The organism is Stenotrophomonas sp. AC248 (genome assembly GCF_979258185.1).
Map to the genome: position 1 here is coordinate 3,641,431 of NZ_OZ409840.1, position 15,772 is coordinate 3,657,202.

Here is a 15,772-nt window from a genome sequence, read left to right on the forward strand (position 1 = left end):
CTCTACCCGTCGTCCCGCGCCAACAGGCTGCCGGCATACAGCGCGGCCAGCAGCAGGGTGAGCCCGCCCCAGAAGGTGGAATAGAACGCCAGGTGGGTGTTGAGCGGGAACACGGTGACCGCCAGCGCCAGCATGGCCGGGCGGGCGCGTTCGCGGGCTGGCAGCGGCGCGAAACGCCACGCGCGCCAGGCCTGGGCGGCGGCAGCCAGCCACAGCAGCAGGCCCAGTACGCCGGTTTCAGCGAGGATTTCCAGCACGATCTGGTGCGCGTGCAGCGCCGGGCCTTCGCCCCACACTTCCTGCGCCTGCGGTGCGGGGTTGCAACCCGGGTACGCATCGCGGAAGCCGCGCGCGCCCACACCGTTGACGGGGTGGTCGGCAATCATGCAGCCGGCCGCTGCCCAGATCTGCGCGCGCCCGGACAACGCCTGGTTGACGCCGTCGCCGTCGCCCTCCCACGCCATCGCGGTGCGCGAAACGCGCTCACGCACCTGGCTGGAGCCGAATCCGATCGCTACCGCGGCCACCAACCCGATGGCCAGACACCCGATCAACGCGCGCGCGCCGAGCAGGCGCCAGCCGGAGTACGCCACGACCAGCGCATAGGTGAGCCACGCAGCACGCGAGCCCGCCAGCACCAGCACCACGCCCACTGCGGCAGCGGCCACGCCCCAGCCCCACAGTCCGCCGCGTCGCGCGGCGGCAAACAGCGGGAACGGGGAGAGGCTGGCCAGGACCTGGCCAAATTTCAGGTTGCACGGCCCCAGCACGCCGCTGAGCCGGTCCACGGCAGCCACTTCAGCGGCGTTGCACAGGCCGTGCCCGCTCACCAGCTGCTTGAGCTGGTCCAGCGACCAGAACAACGCACTGCTGCCGAAGGCGGCCTGGGCCAGCGCATCGGCGGTCCACACCGCGGTGATCAGCGCGATGCCGCCCAGCGTCAGACGCCGCCGCTGCGGGGTGGCCACGGCAATCGCCACCAGCCACATGAAGGGCAGATAGCGAAGGCCGGCCGCGGTCTTGCGCCAGGCCGTCGCCGGGTCGATCGCATCGAAGGCGGAAAAGGCCTGCGGCAGCCAGTAGCCCAGGAACAGGATGCTGGTCAGCGCCCATGCCGGGCTGCTCAGCAGGTGCTGTTTGCCCTGCATGCGCAGCTGCACCATGCGCACGGCGGCATACAGCGCGCCCAGCACCAGCACGCTTTCGGCGATGCCAGGCAACGGCCACAGCGCCACGAACGCCAGCACCCACCACGGCGCCCAGCGACCGGCGCGGGACGCCGGAGAGCCGGGCACAAGCACCGGCTCAGCCGGCAAGGGAGGTGTAGAGCTTGAGGGTGTCACGCTGCATCGCCTGCAAGGTGAAAGGAATGCGGGCAGGCAGGCTGGGCGGTTGCTGCAGCAGCTGCAGCGCACGCGACAGCAGCGCCGCACCGTCGTGCAAGGCTACCGCACCAGAGGGCTGCAGCTGCGTCAGCAGTTCACCCACGCCACCGTGGTTCCAGCCCAGCACCGGGCGCCCCACCGACAGCGCTTCAACCACGGTGCGGCCGAACGCTTCGGGCTTGTCCGACACCTGCAGCACCAGGTCGCTGGCCGCGTAAGCCTGGGCGATGCGCGTGGTGGGCGCGGTCATCAGCACCGCATCGGCGACGCCCAGGGTGCGTGCCTGTGCCTCCAGTTCGGCTACATAGGCCTCGCGGCCCGGCTCGCGGGTGCCCGGCATCCACAACGTGGCAGGCACACCGGCCGCGTGCAGGCCGGCCAGCAGCTGCAGCGCATGCCGGTGGCCCTTCAACCGGGTGCCACGGCCAGGCAGCAACAGCAGCGGCGCATCGCCGGCCAGCGTCGGGTGCTGGGCGGCCACCGCCAGACGGGCGCGGCGATCGGTGCGCGCCACGCGCGGGAACTGGGCCACGTCCACGCCGCGCGGAATCACCTGCAGACGGTCGGCAGGCACGCTGGGGTAGTGCGTCTGTACGAAGCTGCGCACCGTGTTGGACACGCAGATCACCCGCTCGCCACTGGTCATCACCGCGCTGTAGCGGCCGGGCGAGTTGAGCCCGTGCACGGTGGTGACCCAGCGCGGGCGCTGGGCCTCGGGAAGGCTGCGCAGGGCGTACAGGCCCAGCCAGGCCGGCAGGCGCGAGCGCGCATGCACGATGTCGGCGCCCACTTCGGCAAACAACGCGCGCAGGCTGCGCACGTGGCGCAGGGTCAGCAGCGACTTGCGGCCGATGTCCAGGGTGAGGTGTTCGGCACCGCTGGCCAGCAGCGGCTCGACCAGTCGTCCACCCGCAGACACGACGATGGCCCGGTGGCCGGCGGCAACCAGGGCAGAGGCGATTTCAAGGGTGGAGCGTTCGACCCCGCCGGAGTGCAGCGCCGGCAGCAGCTGCACCACGGTCAGTCGGCGCACGGGAGCAGCGCTGACTTAGTCGGCCAGCACGAACACGGCGCCGCAGTACGGGCACTTGGCCTCGCAGTTGGGCTCGTCTTCGATCGGCAGGTACACGCGCGGGTGCGAATTCCACAGCGCCATTTCCGGGGTCGGGCAGCTCAGCGGCAGGTCGGCGCGATGCACGGTGTAGCGCTTCTCGGCGTTGGCGGGCGCAGTGGCGGTATGGCTCATGGCGTGGACACACACAAAGGAATTGCGAAGGGGGTGATTCTAGCACCCGGGGCTGTTGCATCGCCGTCCTCGCGCAGGCCGACCCACGCGGCAAGGACCCACCTTCGGCGCACAGCACCGTTCTTTTTAAATCGATCCAAAGAAACTGTCAACCGCGCCCGCAACAGGCTGATTTTCCGGGTTTGGATCGAACTAAATGGCACTTGCCAGCATCCCCCCGGCTGTTGCAGCATCGGTCCGGTTCGATTCCTGCCCCGATCGCATGGCCCGTCCCCCGCCGGACCTGCATCGCCCCTGTGTCCGCCCCCGGCGGCCGGGGTGGTGCCTGTCTGCCGAGGTCGCCGATGCGGGCTCTGCCTGCCGCCTGCCCTTCCCGGGAGTTCCCTGCATGACCCTGCCTGCCCCGCGCCCTGCCCGCCACGCCCTGCTGCCCCTCGCCCTTGCCGTGGCGTGCGCCTCGCTCGCCCTGCCGGCCCTCGGCCAGGGCCTGCAGACCTCCTTCGAGCGCGGCGAACCGGCCCCACTTGCCGGCAAGCAGGCCCTGCAGGTGGAAGTGGGCGGCGGTCCGCGCGCGCCGTATGCGGCCAAGCCAGGGGTCGGCTACAGCGGCCTGCGTGCTCTGCATTACACCGGCAGCGGCGGCACCCAGCAGCGCCGCCTGTTCAACACCGACGTGGCCATCGAGGCCGACACCACGCTGAGCTGGCTGGTGCTGCCGGAGATCGTCGGCACGGACACCGTGGCCTCCACCTACGTGTCGCTGGACCTGCTGCTGGACGACGGCAGCCGGGTCTCGGCCAGCGACGCGCGCGACCAGCACGGCAGTGCCTTGGGCGCCGCCGCGCAGGGCGACTCGAAGACGCTGTACCCGCAGCAGTGGGCACGCAAGGCCGTGCGCCTGGGCGAGGTGCCGGCGCTGCGCGGTCGCCGCGTGGTGGCGGTGGAACTGCAGGTGGCCAGTGCGGCCGGGGCGCCGGTGTCGGGCTGGATCGACGACGTGCAGCTGGCCGCGCAACCCCGCACTGCACCGCAGCGCGCGTCGGACTGGGTGCTGACCACGCGCGGCACGCAGGCCAACGGCACCTTCTCGCGCGGCAATAACTTCCCCGCCACGGCGGTGCCGCACGGCTTCAACTTCTGGACCCCGGTGACCGATGCCGGCGCGTTGAACTGGCTGTACCGCTGGAACGAACAGAACGACGCGCGCAACCGGCCGCAGCTGCAGGCGCTGGCCCTGAGCCACCAGCCCAGCCCGTGGATGGGCGACCGCCAGACCTTCCAGGTGATGCCGTCCAGCGGCCGCGGCGTGCCCGAGGCCGACCGCAGCAAACGCGCGCTGTCGTTCTCGCGCGACAACGAACGTGCGCGCCCCTACCGTTACGACGTGCGTTTCGACAACGGCATCGCCGCGTCGATCGCGCCCACCGACCATGCCGCGTTGTTCCAGTTCACCTTCCCTGAGAAGGGGGACGCCAACCTGCTGTTCGACAACGTCGACGCCCGCGGTGGGCTGACCCTGGATGCGGCCACGCAGACGCTGTCCGGCTACACCGACACCCGCAGCGGCCTGTCCAACGGCGCCACCCGCATGTACGTGGTGGCCAGCTTCGACGCGCCCTGGCGCAGCAGCGGTCAGATCAAGACCGGCCGCCCCACCGGCTACATCAAGTTCGATGCCGGCAGCACGCGCACGGTCACCATGCGCATCGCCACCTCGTTGATCTCCGTGGAGCAGGCCCGCCACAACCTGGCCCTGGAACTGGCCGCCGATGACACGCTCGACCGCGTGGCTGGGCGCGCGCAGGACGCGTGGGATGCACGGCTGGCTCCGTTCGACATCGGCGATGCAAGCGACGACCAGAAAACCACGCTGTATTCCAGCCTCTATCGCCTGTACCTGTACCCCAATTCCGGCCACGAAAACGTGGGCAGCGCCGCCGCGCCCGAATGGCGCTACGCCAGCCAGGCCAGCGCCGCCGAGGACAACACCGACGGCAGCGCCACGCGCAGCTTCGCCCCGGTGCGCGACGGCAAGGTGTACGTCAACAACGGTTTCTGGGACACCTTCCGCACCACTTGGCCGGCCTATGCGTTGTTCACCAAGGACGACGCCGGTGCGCTGGTGCAGGGCTTCCTGGAGCAGTACCGCGCCGGCGGCTGGGTGGCGCGCTGGTCCTCGCCGGGCTATGCCGACCTGATGGTGGGCACCAGTTCGGACGTGGCCTTCGCCGATGCCTGGCTGAAGGGCATCGGCGGCTTCGATCCGGAAGAGGCCTACACGGCCGCACTGAAGAACGCCACCGTGGTGCCGCCGGACCGCCATGTCGGGCGCAAGGGCATGGACCGGTCCACCTTCCGGGGCTACGCCAGTGCCGACGTGCACGAGGGCATGTCGTGGACGATGGAAGGGGCACTCAACGACTTCGGCATCGCCAACATGGCCCAGGCCCTGGCCAAGCGCGCCACCAGCGCCGCCGCACGCGAACGCTATGCCACCGAGGCCGACTACTTCGGCCATCGCGCCGGCACCTACGCCACGTTGTTCGACCCGGCCGCCGGGTTCTTCCAGGGCCGCACTGACGACGGCAACTGGCGCCTGACCGCCAAGGACTACGACCCGCGCGTGTGGGGCCACGACTACACCGAGAGCAACGGCTGGACCTTCGCCTTCACCGCCGCGCACGACGGCGAGGGCCTGGCCGGGCTGTATGGCGGCCGCGCCCAGCTGGCCGCCAAGCTCGACACGTTCTTCGCCACCCCGGAAACCGCCGATCCCGCCTTCGCCGGCTCCTACGGCGGCACCATCCACGAGATGACCGAAGCGCGCGACGTGCGCATGGGCATGTACGCGCACAGCAACCAGCCGGCGCACCACATCCCGTGGATGTACCTGTACGCCGGCCAGCCGTGGAAGACCCAGCAGCACGTGCGCGAGATCCTGGCGCGGCTGTATGTGGGCAGCGAGATCGGCCAGGGCTACCCGGGCGATGAGGACAACGGTGAGACCTCGGCGTGGTACGTGCTGGCCTCGCTGGGCCTGTATCCGCTGCGCATGGGCGCGCCCGAATACGCGATCGGTTCACCGGCGTTCCGCCACGCAAAGGTGGCACTGCAGGGCGGCGCGGTGCTGACGGTGAATGCCGCCAACAACTCGCGCGAGAACGTGTACGTGCAGTCGCTGAAGATCAACGGCAAGCCGTGGTCGAAGACCTGGGTGCCGCATGAGATGATCGCCAAGGGTGCCACGCTGGACTTCGTGATGGGCCCGCAGCCCTCCACCTGGGGCAGCGGCCCGGACGATGCGCCGCGCTCGCTCACCGCACGCGGCCAGCGCCCTGCCCTGCTGCATGACCTGCTGGGCAGCGGCGCACGCGCGCAGCTCGCCGACGGCCGCGCGGTGCCGGCGCTGCTGGACGACGATGCCGGCACGACGGTGCCGGTGGGCGCGGGCACGGTGGTGTTCACCGGGGTGAGCGATGGCACGCCGTCGATGTACACGCTGACCAGTGGCAACGGCGCGATACGCGGCGGTGCGTGGACGCTGGAAGCCCGCCGCGCTGGCGGCCGCTGGGTCACGCTGGACGAGCGCCGCGGCGAGGACTTCGCCTGGGCGTTGCAGACCCGGCCGTTCGCCATCGGCAAACCCGGTCGCTATGCCGAATACCGGCTGCGCATTGCCGGGCCGGGGCGGATGCAGTTGGCCGAGGTGGAGCTGCTGGCGCCGATGGGGGAGCAGTGAGAATGGGCAGGACCGGTTTTTTGAAGCGGGCGGCGGCCTGGATTGTGGGGAGCCGGCCAGCGGCCGGCACTACCCGGGCGCGTGTGCCGATCGTGGCGTGGAGCCGGCCAGCGGCCGGAACCACCCGGGTGCGTATTCCGATGGTGGCGTGGAGCCAGCCAGCGGCCGGAACCACCCGGGTGCGTGTGCCGATGGTGGCGTGGAGCCGGCCAGCGGCCGGCACTACCGTGTTGCTGGGGGCGTTGGTGGTGTTCGATGCTGCCGCGTTCGAGGCCAGCCAGCAGCGTGAGGGGGTGACGCTGGCCTACAGCGATCCGGCCGATGCGCTGGCCGCCCCGATGCGCACGCGCATCATCGACACGTTCTTTGCCGCGTATGTGCGCGAGCGCGCCGACTTCCATCCCGGCGCGCCGTCGCAGGTGCGCATCGTGATCGATCCGGGCTACGACGGCATCGCCTTCGTCGGCGAGGGCAAGGGCGCGGCCACCATCACCATCAATCCGGCCTGGCTGGCCAGGCACCCCGACGACGTCGACCTGGTCACCCACGAGGCGATGCACATCGTCCAGGGCTATCCCGAATACGCCAATGAACGCGTGCCGGGCTGGCTGGTGGAAGGCATTGCCGACTACGCGCGTGATCGTTACGGCCGGGAAAATGCGGCCGCGGACTGGGCACTGCCGACGACGGTGAAGGACGGGCAGAACTTCGACACCGGCTACCGGGTGACCGGTGCGTTCCTGTCGTGGAGCGAGGCGCAGCATCCGGGGCTGGTGAAGTCGCTGGATGGCGCATTGCGCGACGGGCGTTACACGCCGGCATTGTGGAAAGCGCGCACCGGCATGGCGTTGCCGGCGCTGTGGGCGGCGTACGTAAAGGCGCGTTGATGCCTGTGCGCCCACCGCCCCGGGTAGAGCCGACCGTTGGTCGGCTGCCCTCCGTCCAGGCGGCATGAACACCTGACGCGGGGCACGTGTGCGTGCCCCAGCCGACCAACGGTCGGCTCTACCGGGATGACGGTCAGGGCGCGCCCACCAGCCCGTTCTTGAATGCCTACTGGTCGGGCCCAGGGCGGCGGGAGCCGGTAGCCCGCCGCCGCGGCCGGGCCGCGTGGGGGTATTGGGCCCTCGGCAGGTTGCAGGCGGGTGACCGGGGTGCGGCGTGCGTGTGGCAGAGCAGAACGCCTGCCCACCAACGGTCGGTAGCTACCGGTTTCGCGGCGCGAAACCAAAACGCGCCCCGAAGGGCGCGTTTTGGCAACTGCAGGGGGAAGAACGCCTTAGGCGTTCTTCTCCGCCTCCAGCTGCTTGCGGATCTGCGCATCCACGGCCGCGATGGCGGTCATGTTGAGCACGCGGCGCGAGGTCGCGCTGGTGGTCAGGATGTGCACCGGCTTGGCCACGCCCATCAGGATCGGGCCGATCGCCACGCCGTCGGTGAACACGCGCACCAGGTTGTAGGCGATGTTGGCCGCTTCCAGGTTGGGCAGCACGAACAGGTTGGCGCGGCCCTTCAGCGTGCTGTCGGGCAGCAGCTTCTGGCGCAGTGCCTCGTCCCATGCGGTGTCGCCCTGCATTTCACCGTCCACGTTCAAACGCGGGTTGCGCTTGAGCAGCAGCGAACGCACGGTGCGCATCTTCAGCGCGTCGCGGGAATCGTGGCTGCCGAAGTTGGAGTGCGACAGCAGCGCCACCTTCGGTTCAATCCCGAACAGCTTCATGCGGTAGGCCGCCTGCAGGGTCGCTTCGCAGATCTGCTCGGCGGTCGGGTCTTCCTGCACGTGGGTGTCCACGAAGAAGAACACGCCCTGCTGGTTGATCACGCCGGTCATCGCCGAGGTCGAGGTCACCTTCGATTCCAGCGGCAGCACGCTGCGCACGTAGCCCAGCTTCTTGTGGAAGCGGCCCACCACGCCGGTGAGCATGGCGTCGGCTTCGCCGCGCGCCACCATCACCGCGGCAATCAACGTCGGCCGCGAACGCATCAGGTTCTTGGCCGCCGCCACGGTCACGCCGCGACGCCCGGTGAGGTTGTGGTAGTACTGCCAGTACTCGTTGAAGCGCGGGTCGTCGTTGATGTTGGTGATGTCGAAATCATCACCGGCCTTCATGCGCAGGCCCAGGCGCTCCACGCGCGATTCGATGACGTCCGGGCGGCCGATCAGGATCGGACGGGCCAGCCCTTCATCCACCACGTTCTGCACCGCGCGCAGCACCACTTCCTCTTCGCCTTCGGCGTACACCACGCGCTGCTTGTCGGCGCGCGCACGGTCGTACACCGGCTTCATCATCAGGCTGGTGCGGTAGACGAACTGGGCCAGCTTTTCGCGGTAGGCGCCCATGTCGGCGACCGGACGGGTCGCGACGCCGGAATCCATCGCGGCCTGCGCCACGGCGGCCGACAGCTCCACCAGCAGGCGGCGGTCGAACGGACGCGGAATCAGGTAATCGCGGCCGAAGCTCGGGGTCTCATCGCCATAGGCCGACCCCAGGTCGCTGGCCTCGCGGCGCGCCATCGCGGCGATCGCGTGCACGCAGGCGATCTTCATTTCTTCGTTGATCGCCGTGGCGCCCACGTCCAGCGCACCGCGGAACAGGTACGGGAAGCACAGCACGTTGTTGATCTGGTTCGGGTAGTCCGAACGGCCGGTGCCGATCAGCGCGTCCGGACGCACCGAACGGGCCACTTCCGGCATGATTTCCGGGGTCGGGTTGGCCAGCGCGAAGATCACCGGGTCCTTGGCCATGGTCTTGACCATGTCCGCGGTCAGGATGCCCGGGGCCGACAGGCCCAGGAAGATGTCCGCGCCATCGACGATCTCGGCCAGCGTGCGCTTGTCGGTCTCGCGTGCGTAACGGGCCTTTTCCGGGTCCAGGTCGGTGCGGCCGGTGTGGATCACCCCGTCGCGGTCGAAGGCCAGGATGTTTTCCTTCTTCAGTCCCAGCGACACCAGCATGTTGACGCAGGAAATACCCGCCGCGCCCATGCCGGTGGTGGCCAGCTTGACGTCTTCGATCCGCTTGCCGGTCACGACCATGGCGTTGAGCACCGCGGCACCGACGATGATCGCCGTGCCGTGCTGGTCGTCATGGAACACCGGGATGTTCATCCGCTCGCGCAGCTTGCGCTCGACGATGAAGCACTCCGGGGCCTTGATGTCTTCCAGGTTGATGCCGCCGAAGGTCGGCTCCAGCGAGGCGATGATGTCGACCAGCTTGTCCGGGTCGTTCTCGTCGATCTCGATGTCGAACACATCGATGCCGGCGAACTTCTGGAACAGCACGCCCTTGCCTTCCATCACCGGCTTGCCGGCCAGCGGGCCGATGTTGCCCAGGCCCAGCACGGCGGTGCCGTTGGAAATGACGGCGACGAGGTTGCCGCGGGCGGTCAGTTCGCTGGCCTGCTGCGGGTCGGCCATGATCGCCTCGCAGGCGTGTGCCACGCCCGGCGAGTACGCCAACGACAGATCACGCTGGGTCAGCATCGGCTTGGTCGCTGCGACGCGGATCTTGCCCGGCGGCGACATGCGGTGGTAATCGAGGGCAGCCTGTTTGAAATCTTCGTTGGACATCGCTTTCTGCAGATGAATGGGCGAGAGGAACAGGGGATCATACCCCCGTTGGCGTGGATGGACCTGTCGCTACGCTGTCGCGATCATGCTGCAACCGCACATATCGGCGCCGTTCGGCAGCGTATGCGCAGCGTGGCGCAGTGCGATGACAACCCGCATCAGCGGCGGTACGTCAATGAAAAAATCAGGGCCTGCCATCCGGGGGGACGGTGCAGGCCCTGCAACACACGCACGCATCAAACGGGTATCAGCGGGCCGGGGCGGTCAGCGGCGACGGCAGGTCGTCGGTGGTCAGCGCCGGCAGTTCGGCCTCGCGGCCGTCCAGGGCCAGCGCCAGGCGGTCGCGGTCCAGCGCGCCTTCCCAGCGCGACACCACCACGGTGGCCACGGCATTGCCGATGAAGTTGGTCAGCGAGCGGCATTCGCTCATGAAGCGGTCCACGCCCAGGATCAGCGCCATGCCGGCCACCGGCACTTCCGGCACCACGGCCAGGGTGGCGGCCAGGGTGATGAAGCCGGCACCGGTGACGCCGGCGGCGCCCTTGGAGCTCAGCATCGCCACCAGCAGCAGCGCGATCTGGTGGCCCAGGGTCAGCTCGGTATTGGTGGCCTGGGCGATGAACAGCGCGGCCAGGGTCATGTAGATGTTGGTGCCGTCCAGGTTGAACGAGTAGCCGGTGGGTACCACGAGGCCCACCACCGACTTGGCGCAGCCGGCGCGCCCCATCTTCTCCATCAGCGACGGCAGCGCCGACTCCGACGAGGACGTGCCCAGCACCAGCAGCAGCTCGGCCTTCAAGTAGCGGGCCAGCTTGAACACCGAGAACCCGCACAGCCGGCACACCACGCCCAGGATGACCGCCACGAACAGGAACGCAGTGAGGTAGAACGAGCCCACCAGCCAGGCCAGGTTGACCAGCGAACCCACCCCGTACTTGCCGATGGTGAAGGCGATGGCACCGAAGGCGCCGATCGGGGCGGCCTTCATCAGGATATGGACCAGGCGGAATACCGGGGCGGTCAGCGCCTCCAGGAAGGTCAGCACCGGGCGGCCCTTGGCACCGGTCAGCGCCAAGGCCACGCCGAACAGCACCGCCACGAACAGCACCTGCAGGATGTTGCCATCGACAAAGGCGCTGACCAGGGTGGCCGGGATGATGTCCATCGCAAAGCCGGTGAGGGTCAGCTCATGGGACTTTTCCACGTAGCTGTGGACCGCGGTCTGGTCCAGGTCGGCCGGGTTGATGTTCATGCCGGCGCCGGGCTGGACCACGTGCGCTACCACCATGCCCACGATCAGGGCCAGGGTGGAGAAGAACAGGAAGTAGGCCATCGACTTGGCGAACACCCGGCCGACCGTGCGCAGGTGGGTCATGCCGGCGATGCCGGTGACGATGGTCAGGAAGATGACCGGGGCGATGATCATCTTCACCAGCTTGATGAAGGCATCGCCCAGCGGCTTCAGCGATTCGGCGAAGGCCGGCTCGAAGTGGCCCAGGATGGCGCCAAGGACGATCGCCACCACCACCTGGAAATACAGTTGGCGGTAGAACGGCAGCGGCTTGGCCGCGACGGGGGCGGCGGTGGGAATGTGCATGGCGGACTCCGGAGGGACGGTATCGGCGCGTCCGGCCTGCAGGGGGTGCGGGCCGGTTCCGTGGGCAACACCGCAGCCCGGATCGTGTGTCGGGGGTTGCGGCGGATGGACGCATTTGTACGCGCGAGTCACCGCCACGCAGATAACCTATTGGTACTAGCCCCCCGGTTCAGGTGGCGTCGGGTGCCTACACTGCGCCCCACACCGCCCTCCCCCACGGCGGCAAGTGACGCGCGCGCGGCCGGCTGGGCAACAGTTTCCGGCGCAGCGGCCGTTGTTGTCCTGTCCCGTCTTAAAGAGAGAGCTGCACGTCCATGCGCCCGACCCCGACCCTGCTGGCCCTGTGCCTGGCTGCTACCCCCGCCCTGGCTTCGGCCGCCGATTTCGACAACTGGCCGACCAAGGTCGCCTTCAGCGATGGCACCGAACTGGCCGCCACCGCCAACATCGCTTACGACCTCAACGATTTCTCCGGCAACAGCGGCATCGAAGACGATGACGCGGTGCGCCGCAAGGAATTCGGCGCCACCCTGAAGAAGAAGGGCGTGTACGACGCGATGGTGTACTACGACTTCCAGGCCGACACCTGGCTGGACGTGTTCGTGCGTTTTGAGAGCAAGGCTTTCTTCGGCAGCGACATCGGCCGCTTCCGCTTCGGCTACATGAAGACCCCGGTGGGCCTGGATGCGGGCACCTCGTCGCGCGCCGGCAGCTTCCTGGAAACCGCCCTGCCCGTGCAGGCGTTCTACGAAGGCCGCCGCACCGGTGCCGAATGGGTGCTGGAGCGCCCGCAGTACCTGCTGCAGGCGGGCGCCTACGGCGGCAAGGACCTGCAGGGCGACAACCCCGGCACCACCCAGGCCGTGCGTGCGGTGTGGACCCCGGTCAAGGCCGCCGGCGACGTGCTGCACCTGGGCCTGGCCTACTCGCAGGAAAACCCGCGCGGCTACCGCGATGGCCGCGATGTGCACCACGACGCCAGCGCCCGCCTGCGCGCCCGCCCGGAAGCCGGCCTGACCGACATCCGCCTGGTGGATTCGGGCGCGCTGGCCACTGCCGACCAGATCCGCCGTACCGGCCTGGAAGGCATCTGGATCCGCGGCCCGTTCTCGGTGCAGGCCGAAGCGCTGCAGACCACCGTCACCCGTGAAGGCAAGCCGGACTACACCGGCAACGGCCAGTACGCCATGGCCAGCTGGGTGCTCACCGGGGAATCGCGTCCGTACAACGCCGGTGCGGTGGCCAACATCAAGCCGGCCCATGACTACGGCGCGGTGGAACTGGTGGCCCGTTACAGCCGCCTGGACCTGGACGACGCCGATGTCTTCGGTGGCCGCCAGCACGACTGGACCTTGGGCGCCAACTGGTACCTCACCAGCCACTTCAAGTTCCAGGCCAACTACGTGAAGGCGGATGCAAGCCGTCGCGGCGTGCATACCAAGCCGGAAATCTTCGAACTGCGCGCCCAGATGCACTTCTGATCGGCATCGCGGCGGGCGTGTACACCGCGCCCGCCGCACACCCGTAGACTGCCGCCATGTACTGGCTCGGCCGCCACCGCACCCTGTTGTTGACCCTGCTGCTGATGATCGGCGGTACCGTGCTGTGCGCGGCCGCCGCCGGGCATTATGCGTGGCGACGTGCATTGGCCACCGAAAGCGCGCAGGTGCAGCGCCAGCTGGAACTGTACGGCCAGGGCCTGCAACAACGCATCGACCGCTTCGGCACCTTGCCGCAGGTGCTGGCACTGGACCCGGACCTGCGCCGCGCGCTGCTGCAGGTGCCCGATGCCGCCGCCCGGCAGCGCCTCAACCTGAAACTGCAGCGCGCCAACCAGGTCACCCGCGCCTCCACTTTGACATTGGTCGGCCACGACGGCGTGGCCGTGGCCGCCAGCAACTGGGACCACCCCAGTAGCAACGTGGGCGAGGACTACAGCTACCGCCCCTATTACCGCCAGGCGCTGGCCACCGGCCGGGGCCGCTTCTACGGCATCGGCATGACCACCGGCGTACCCGGCTACTTCCTGTCCCAGGCCATCGAGGAAGACGGCCGCCGCATGGGCGTGGTGGTGATCAAGATCGAATTGTCGGCGCTGGAACAGGAATGGCTGTCCAGCCCGGACGTGGTGCTGGCCAGCGACGAGCACGACGTGGTGTTCCTGGCCAACCGCGATGCCTGGCGTTACCGCCTGCTGCGCCCGCTGGGGCCGGGCGAGCGGCGCGAGATGCTGGAAGCGCGGCAGTACGCCGACCGCTCGCTGCAACCGCTGCGGGTCCGCACCGAGGATGTGCTTGAGAACGGCGGGCGCATGGTGCGCCTGCTCGAACCCCTGCTGGCCGGGCCGATGCTGTGGCAGAGCCTGGCGCTGCCCGAGGAACACTGGAACCTGCACCTGCTGCACGATGCCGGCGCGGCCACCAGCGCCGGGCGCAGTGCGGCCATCGGCGGCGGCGCGGCGTGGCTGGCGCTGGGCTTCCTGGTGCTGTTCGTGCAGCAGCGTCGGCGCCTGGATGCGCATCGGCAGCGCAGCCGACGCGAGCTGGAAAGCGTGCTGGCCCAACATGCCGAGGAGCTGCGCACCGCGCAGGATGGCGTGCTGCAGGCCGCCCAGCAGGCCGACAGCGGGCTCAGCCGCAGTCTGGCGCACCTGCCGCAGGGCGTCGTGGTGATCGACAACACGCAGAAGCTGGTGGCGTGGAATGCGCGCTACCTGGAACTGTTCAAGTTCCCGGCCGGCCTGATCCGCGAAGGTCGCCCCATCGAGGAGATCTTCCGCTACAACGCGCGCCGCGGCCTGCTGGGGCCGGGGCCGATCGACGAAGCCATCGAGCGTCGCTTGAACCACCTGCGCAGCGGCCGCCCGCACATGCGCGAGAGCGAGAAAGACGACGGCACCGTGCTGGAGATTCGCGGCAATCCGCTGCCCGATGGCGGCTTTGTCACCAGCTACGCCGATATCACCGCCTACAAGAACACCGCGCGTGAACTGCGCTCGCTGGCCGATGCGCTGGAACACCGCGTGGCCGAGCGCACCCGCGACTTGGACGAGGCGCGCCGCGAGGCCGAGCGGGCCAACCGCTACAAGAGCCGCTTCGTGGCCTCGGCGGTGCACGACCTGCTGCAGCCGCTGAACGCCGCGCGCATGTTCGTGTCGGTGCTGCGCGGCAAGCTGGCCGGTGATGCACGTGAGTTGAGCGAACACGTGGATGCGGCGCTGGCCGCGCAGGATGCGATCCTGACCAGCCTGCTGGATATTTCACGGCTGGAATCGGGCGCCTTGCAGACCCAGGTGCAGGCCTTCGAGCTGTCGCCGCTGCTGGAAACGCTGGCGCGCGAATTCGGCATTGCCGCCGACAGCCGTGGCCTGCAGCTGCGCTGGGTGGACACCCGCGCGGTGGTGGTCAGCGACGAGGCGCTGTTGCGCCGCATCCTGCAGAATTTCCTCTCCAACGCGCTGCGTTACACCCCGCGTGGGCGCGTACTGCTGGGCTGCCGGCGCGTGGGCGACCAGCTGCGCATCGAAGTGCACGACCAGGGCCCGGGCATTCCGGAGAGCCTGCAGGGCGAGATTTTCGAAGAGTTCCGCCGCCTGGACGACGGTGTTGAACAGGAGCGCGGTGCCGGGCTGGGCTTGGCGATCGTCGAACGCATCGGTCGCCTGCTGGGTCATGGCATCCACCTGCACTCCACGCTGGGCCGCGGCAGTGTGTTCGCGGTGAGCGTGCCGCTGGGCGATGCGGCGGCCATTCCGGCACCGACGCCGGTGCCGGCCGTGGCGGCTGACGCCGGCGATGACAGCCCGCTGCGGCATTGCCGGGTGTGGAGCATCGATGACGACCCGCGCGTGTGCGCCGCCACCCGTGCGCTGCTGGAGCGCTGGGGCTGCGCGGTGGAGCTGGCCGACGGCCCGCAGGCCGCGCTGGAGATCGCCTCGGCACTCAACGTGCCGCAGTTGCTGCTGCTGGACGTACGCATGGGCCAGTGGCACGGCCCGGACCTGTACGACCACCTGTGCGACCTGTGGCAGGCGCGCCCGCCGTTGATCCTGGTTACCGCCGAGCGCGACGACGCGTTGAAGGCGCAGGCGGCGGAGAACGGCTGGGGGTTCCTGTCCAAGCCGGTGCGCCCGCCGGCGCTGCGGGCGTTGATGACGCAGTTGTTGGTACGACACAGGGCATAAAGCGGCTACACCTATCTCCGACCCGAGACGCCGGTAGGGTTGGTTCCCAAA

At 69.1% G+C, this 15,772-nt stretch carries 9 protein-coding genes; 4 read left to right on the plus strand and 5 right to left on the minus strand.

Annotated features, from left to right (window positions below; all coding sequences use genetic code 11):
• Positions 1-2: 2 nt before the first annotated feature.
• From ACZ0AE_RS16425 to ACZ0AE_RS16435, 3 genes are read right to left on the minus strand one after another with little or no spacing between them, the layout of a single operon-like run.
• Complete coding sequence (locus tag ACZ0AE_RS16425) at positions 3-1,295, minus strand: O-antigen ligase family protein (RefSeq protein WP_463601630.1); 1,293 nt, start codon at positions 1,293-1,295, stop codon at positions 3-5.
• 10 nt (positions 1,296-1,305) lie between these two features.
• Positions 1,306-2,418 (minus strand): glycosyltransferase, encoded by a 1,113-nt coding sequence (locus ACZ0AE_RS16430; protein ID WP_463601631.1) that lies wholly within the window; start codon positions 2,416-2,418, stop codon positions 1,306-1,308.
• Between the two features lie 15 nt (positions 2,419-2,433).
• The gene (locus ACZ0AE_RS16435; RefSeq protein ID WP_312239123.1) at positions 2,434-2,631 is read right to left on the minus strand and encodes a zinc-finger domain-containing protein; all 198 of its coding nucleotides are present in this window, start codon (positions 2,629-2,631) and stop codon (positions 2,434-2,436) included.
• A 388-nt stretch (positions 2,632-3,019) separates the two neighbouring features.
• Between ACZ0AE_RS16435 and ACZ0AE_RS16440 the strand changes: the two genes are divergently transcribed.
• Together ACZ0AE_RS16440 and ACZ0AE_RS16445 are read left to right on the plus strand one after the other, a co-directional pair.
• The gene (locus tag ACZ0AE_RS16440; protein WP_463601632.1) at positions 3,020-6,370 is read left to right on the plus strand and encodes a GH92 family glycosyl hydrolase; all 3,351 of its coding nucleotides are present in this window, start codon (positions 3,020-3,022) and stop codon (positions 6,368-6,370) included.
• Between the two features lie 128 nt (positions 6,371-6,498).
• Positions 6,499-7,257, plus strand: a complete 759-nt coding sequence (locus ACZ0AE_RS16445) for a basic secretory protein-like protein (RefSeq protein WP_463601633.1) — start codon at positions 6,499-6,501, stop codon at positions 7,255-7,257.
• A 392-nt stretch (positions 7,258-7,649) separates the two neighbouring features.
• On the opposite strand, the gene ACZ0AE_RS16450 is transcribed toward ACZ0AE_RS16445, so the two are convergent.
• Together ACZ0AE_RS16450 and ACZ0AE_RS16455 are read right to left on the minus strand one after the other, a co-directional pair.
• Positions 7,650-9,941: an NADP-dependent malic enzyme gene (locus ACZ0AE_RS16450; RefSeq protein ID WP_137190302.1), complete on the minus strand. Its 2,292-nt coding sequence runs from the start codon at positions 9,939-9,941 to the stop codon at positions 7,650-7,652.
• A gap of 247 nt (positions 9,942-10,188) precedes the next feature.
• Entirely contained in the window at positions 10,189-11,538 is a 1,350-nt protein-coding gene (locus ACZ0AE_RS16455) for a dicarboxylate/amino acid:cation symporter (RefSeq protein WP_463601634.1), read from the minus strand.
• Between the two features lie 314 nt (positions 11,539-11,852).
• Between ACZ0AE_RS16455 and ACZ0AE_RS16460 the strand changes: the two genes are divergently transcribed.
• Positions 11,853-13,019, plus strand: a complete 1,167-nt coding sequence (locus tag ACZ0AE_RS16460; RefSeq protein ID WP_137190304.1) for an OprO/OprP family phosphate-selective porin — start codon at positions 11,853-11,855, stop codon at positions 13,017-13,019.
• Positions 13,020-13,075: 56 nt separating this feature from the next.
• Positions 13,076-15,721 carry a hybrid sensor histidine kinase/response regulator gene (locus ACZ0AE_RS16465; protein WP_463601635.1) on the plus strand — a complete coding sequence of 882 codons (2,646 nt, stop codon included), beginning with the start codon at positions 13,076-13,078 and terminating at the stop codon, positions 15,719-15,721.
• Positions 15,722-15,772 lie beyond the last annotated feature (51 nt).

What these genes read in the sequence shown, in the direction of transcription:
- ACZ0AE_RS16440 (WP_463601632.1), top strand. Translation starts at nt 3,020, where the DNA reads ATGACCCTGCCTGCCCCGCGCCCTGCCCGCCACGCCCTGCTGCCCCTC.
- ACZ0AE_RS16460 (WP_137190304.1), top strand. Translation starts at nt 11,853, where the DNA reads ATGCGCCCGACCCCGACCCTGCTGGCCCTGTGCCTGGCTGCTACCCCC.
- ACZ0AE_RS16465 (WP_463601635.1), top strand. Translation starts at nt 13,076, where the DNA reads ATGTACTGGCTCGGCCGCCACCGCACCCTGTTGTTGACCCTGCTGCTG.
- ACZ0AE_RS16435 (WP_312239123.1), bottom strand. Translation starts at nt 2,631, where the DNA reads ATGAGCCATACCGCCACTGCGCCCGCCAACGCCGAGAAGCGCTACACC.
- ACZ0AE_RS16455 (WP_463601634.1), bottom strand. Translation starts at nt 11,538, where the DNA reads ATGCACATTCCCACCGCCGCCCCCGTCGCGGCCAAGCCGCTGCCGTTC.
- ACZ0AE_RS16450 (WP_137190302.1), bottom strand. Translation starts at nt 9,941, where the DNA reads ATGTCCAACGAAGATTTCAAACAGGCTGCCCTCGATTACCACCGCATG.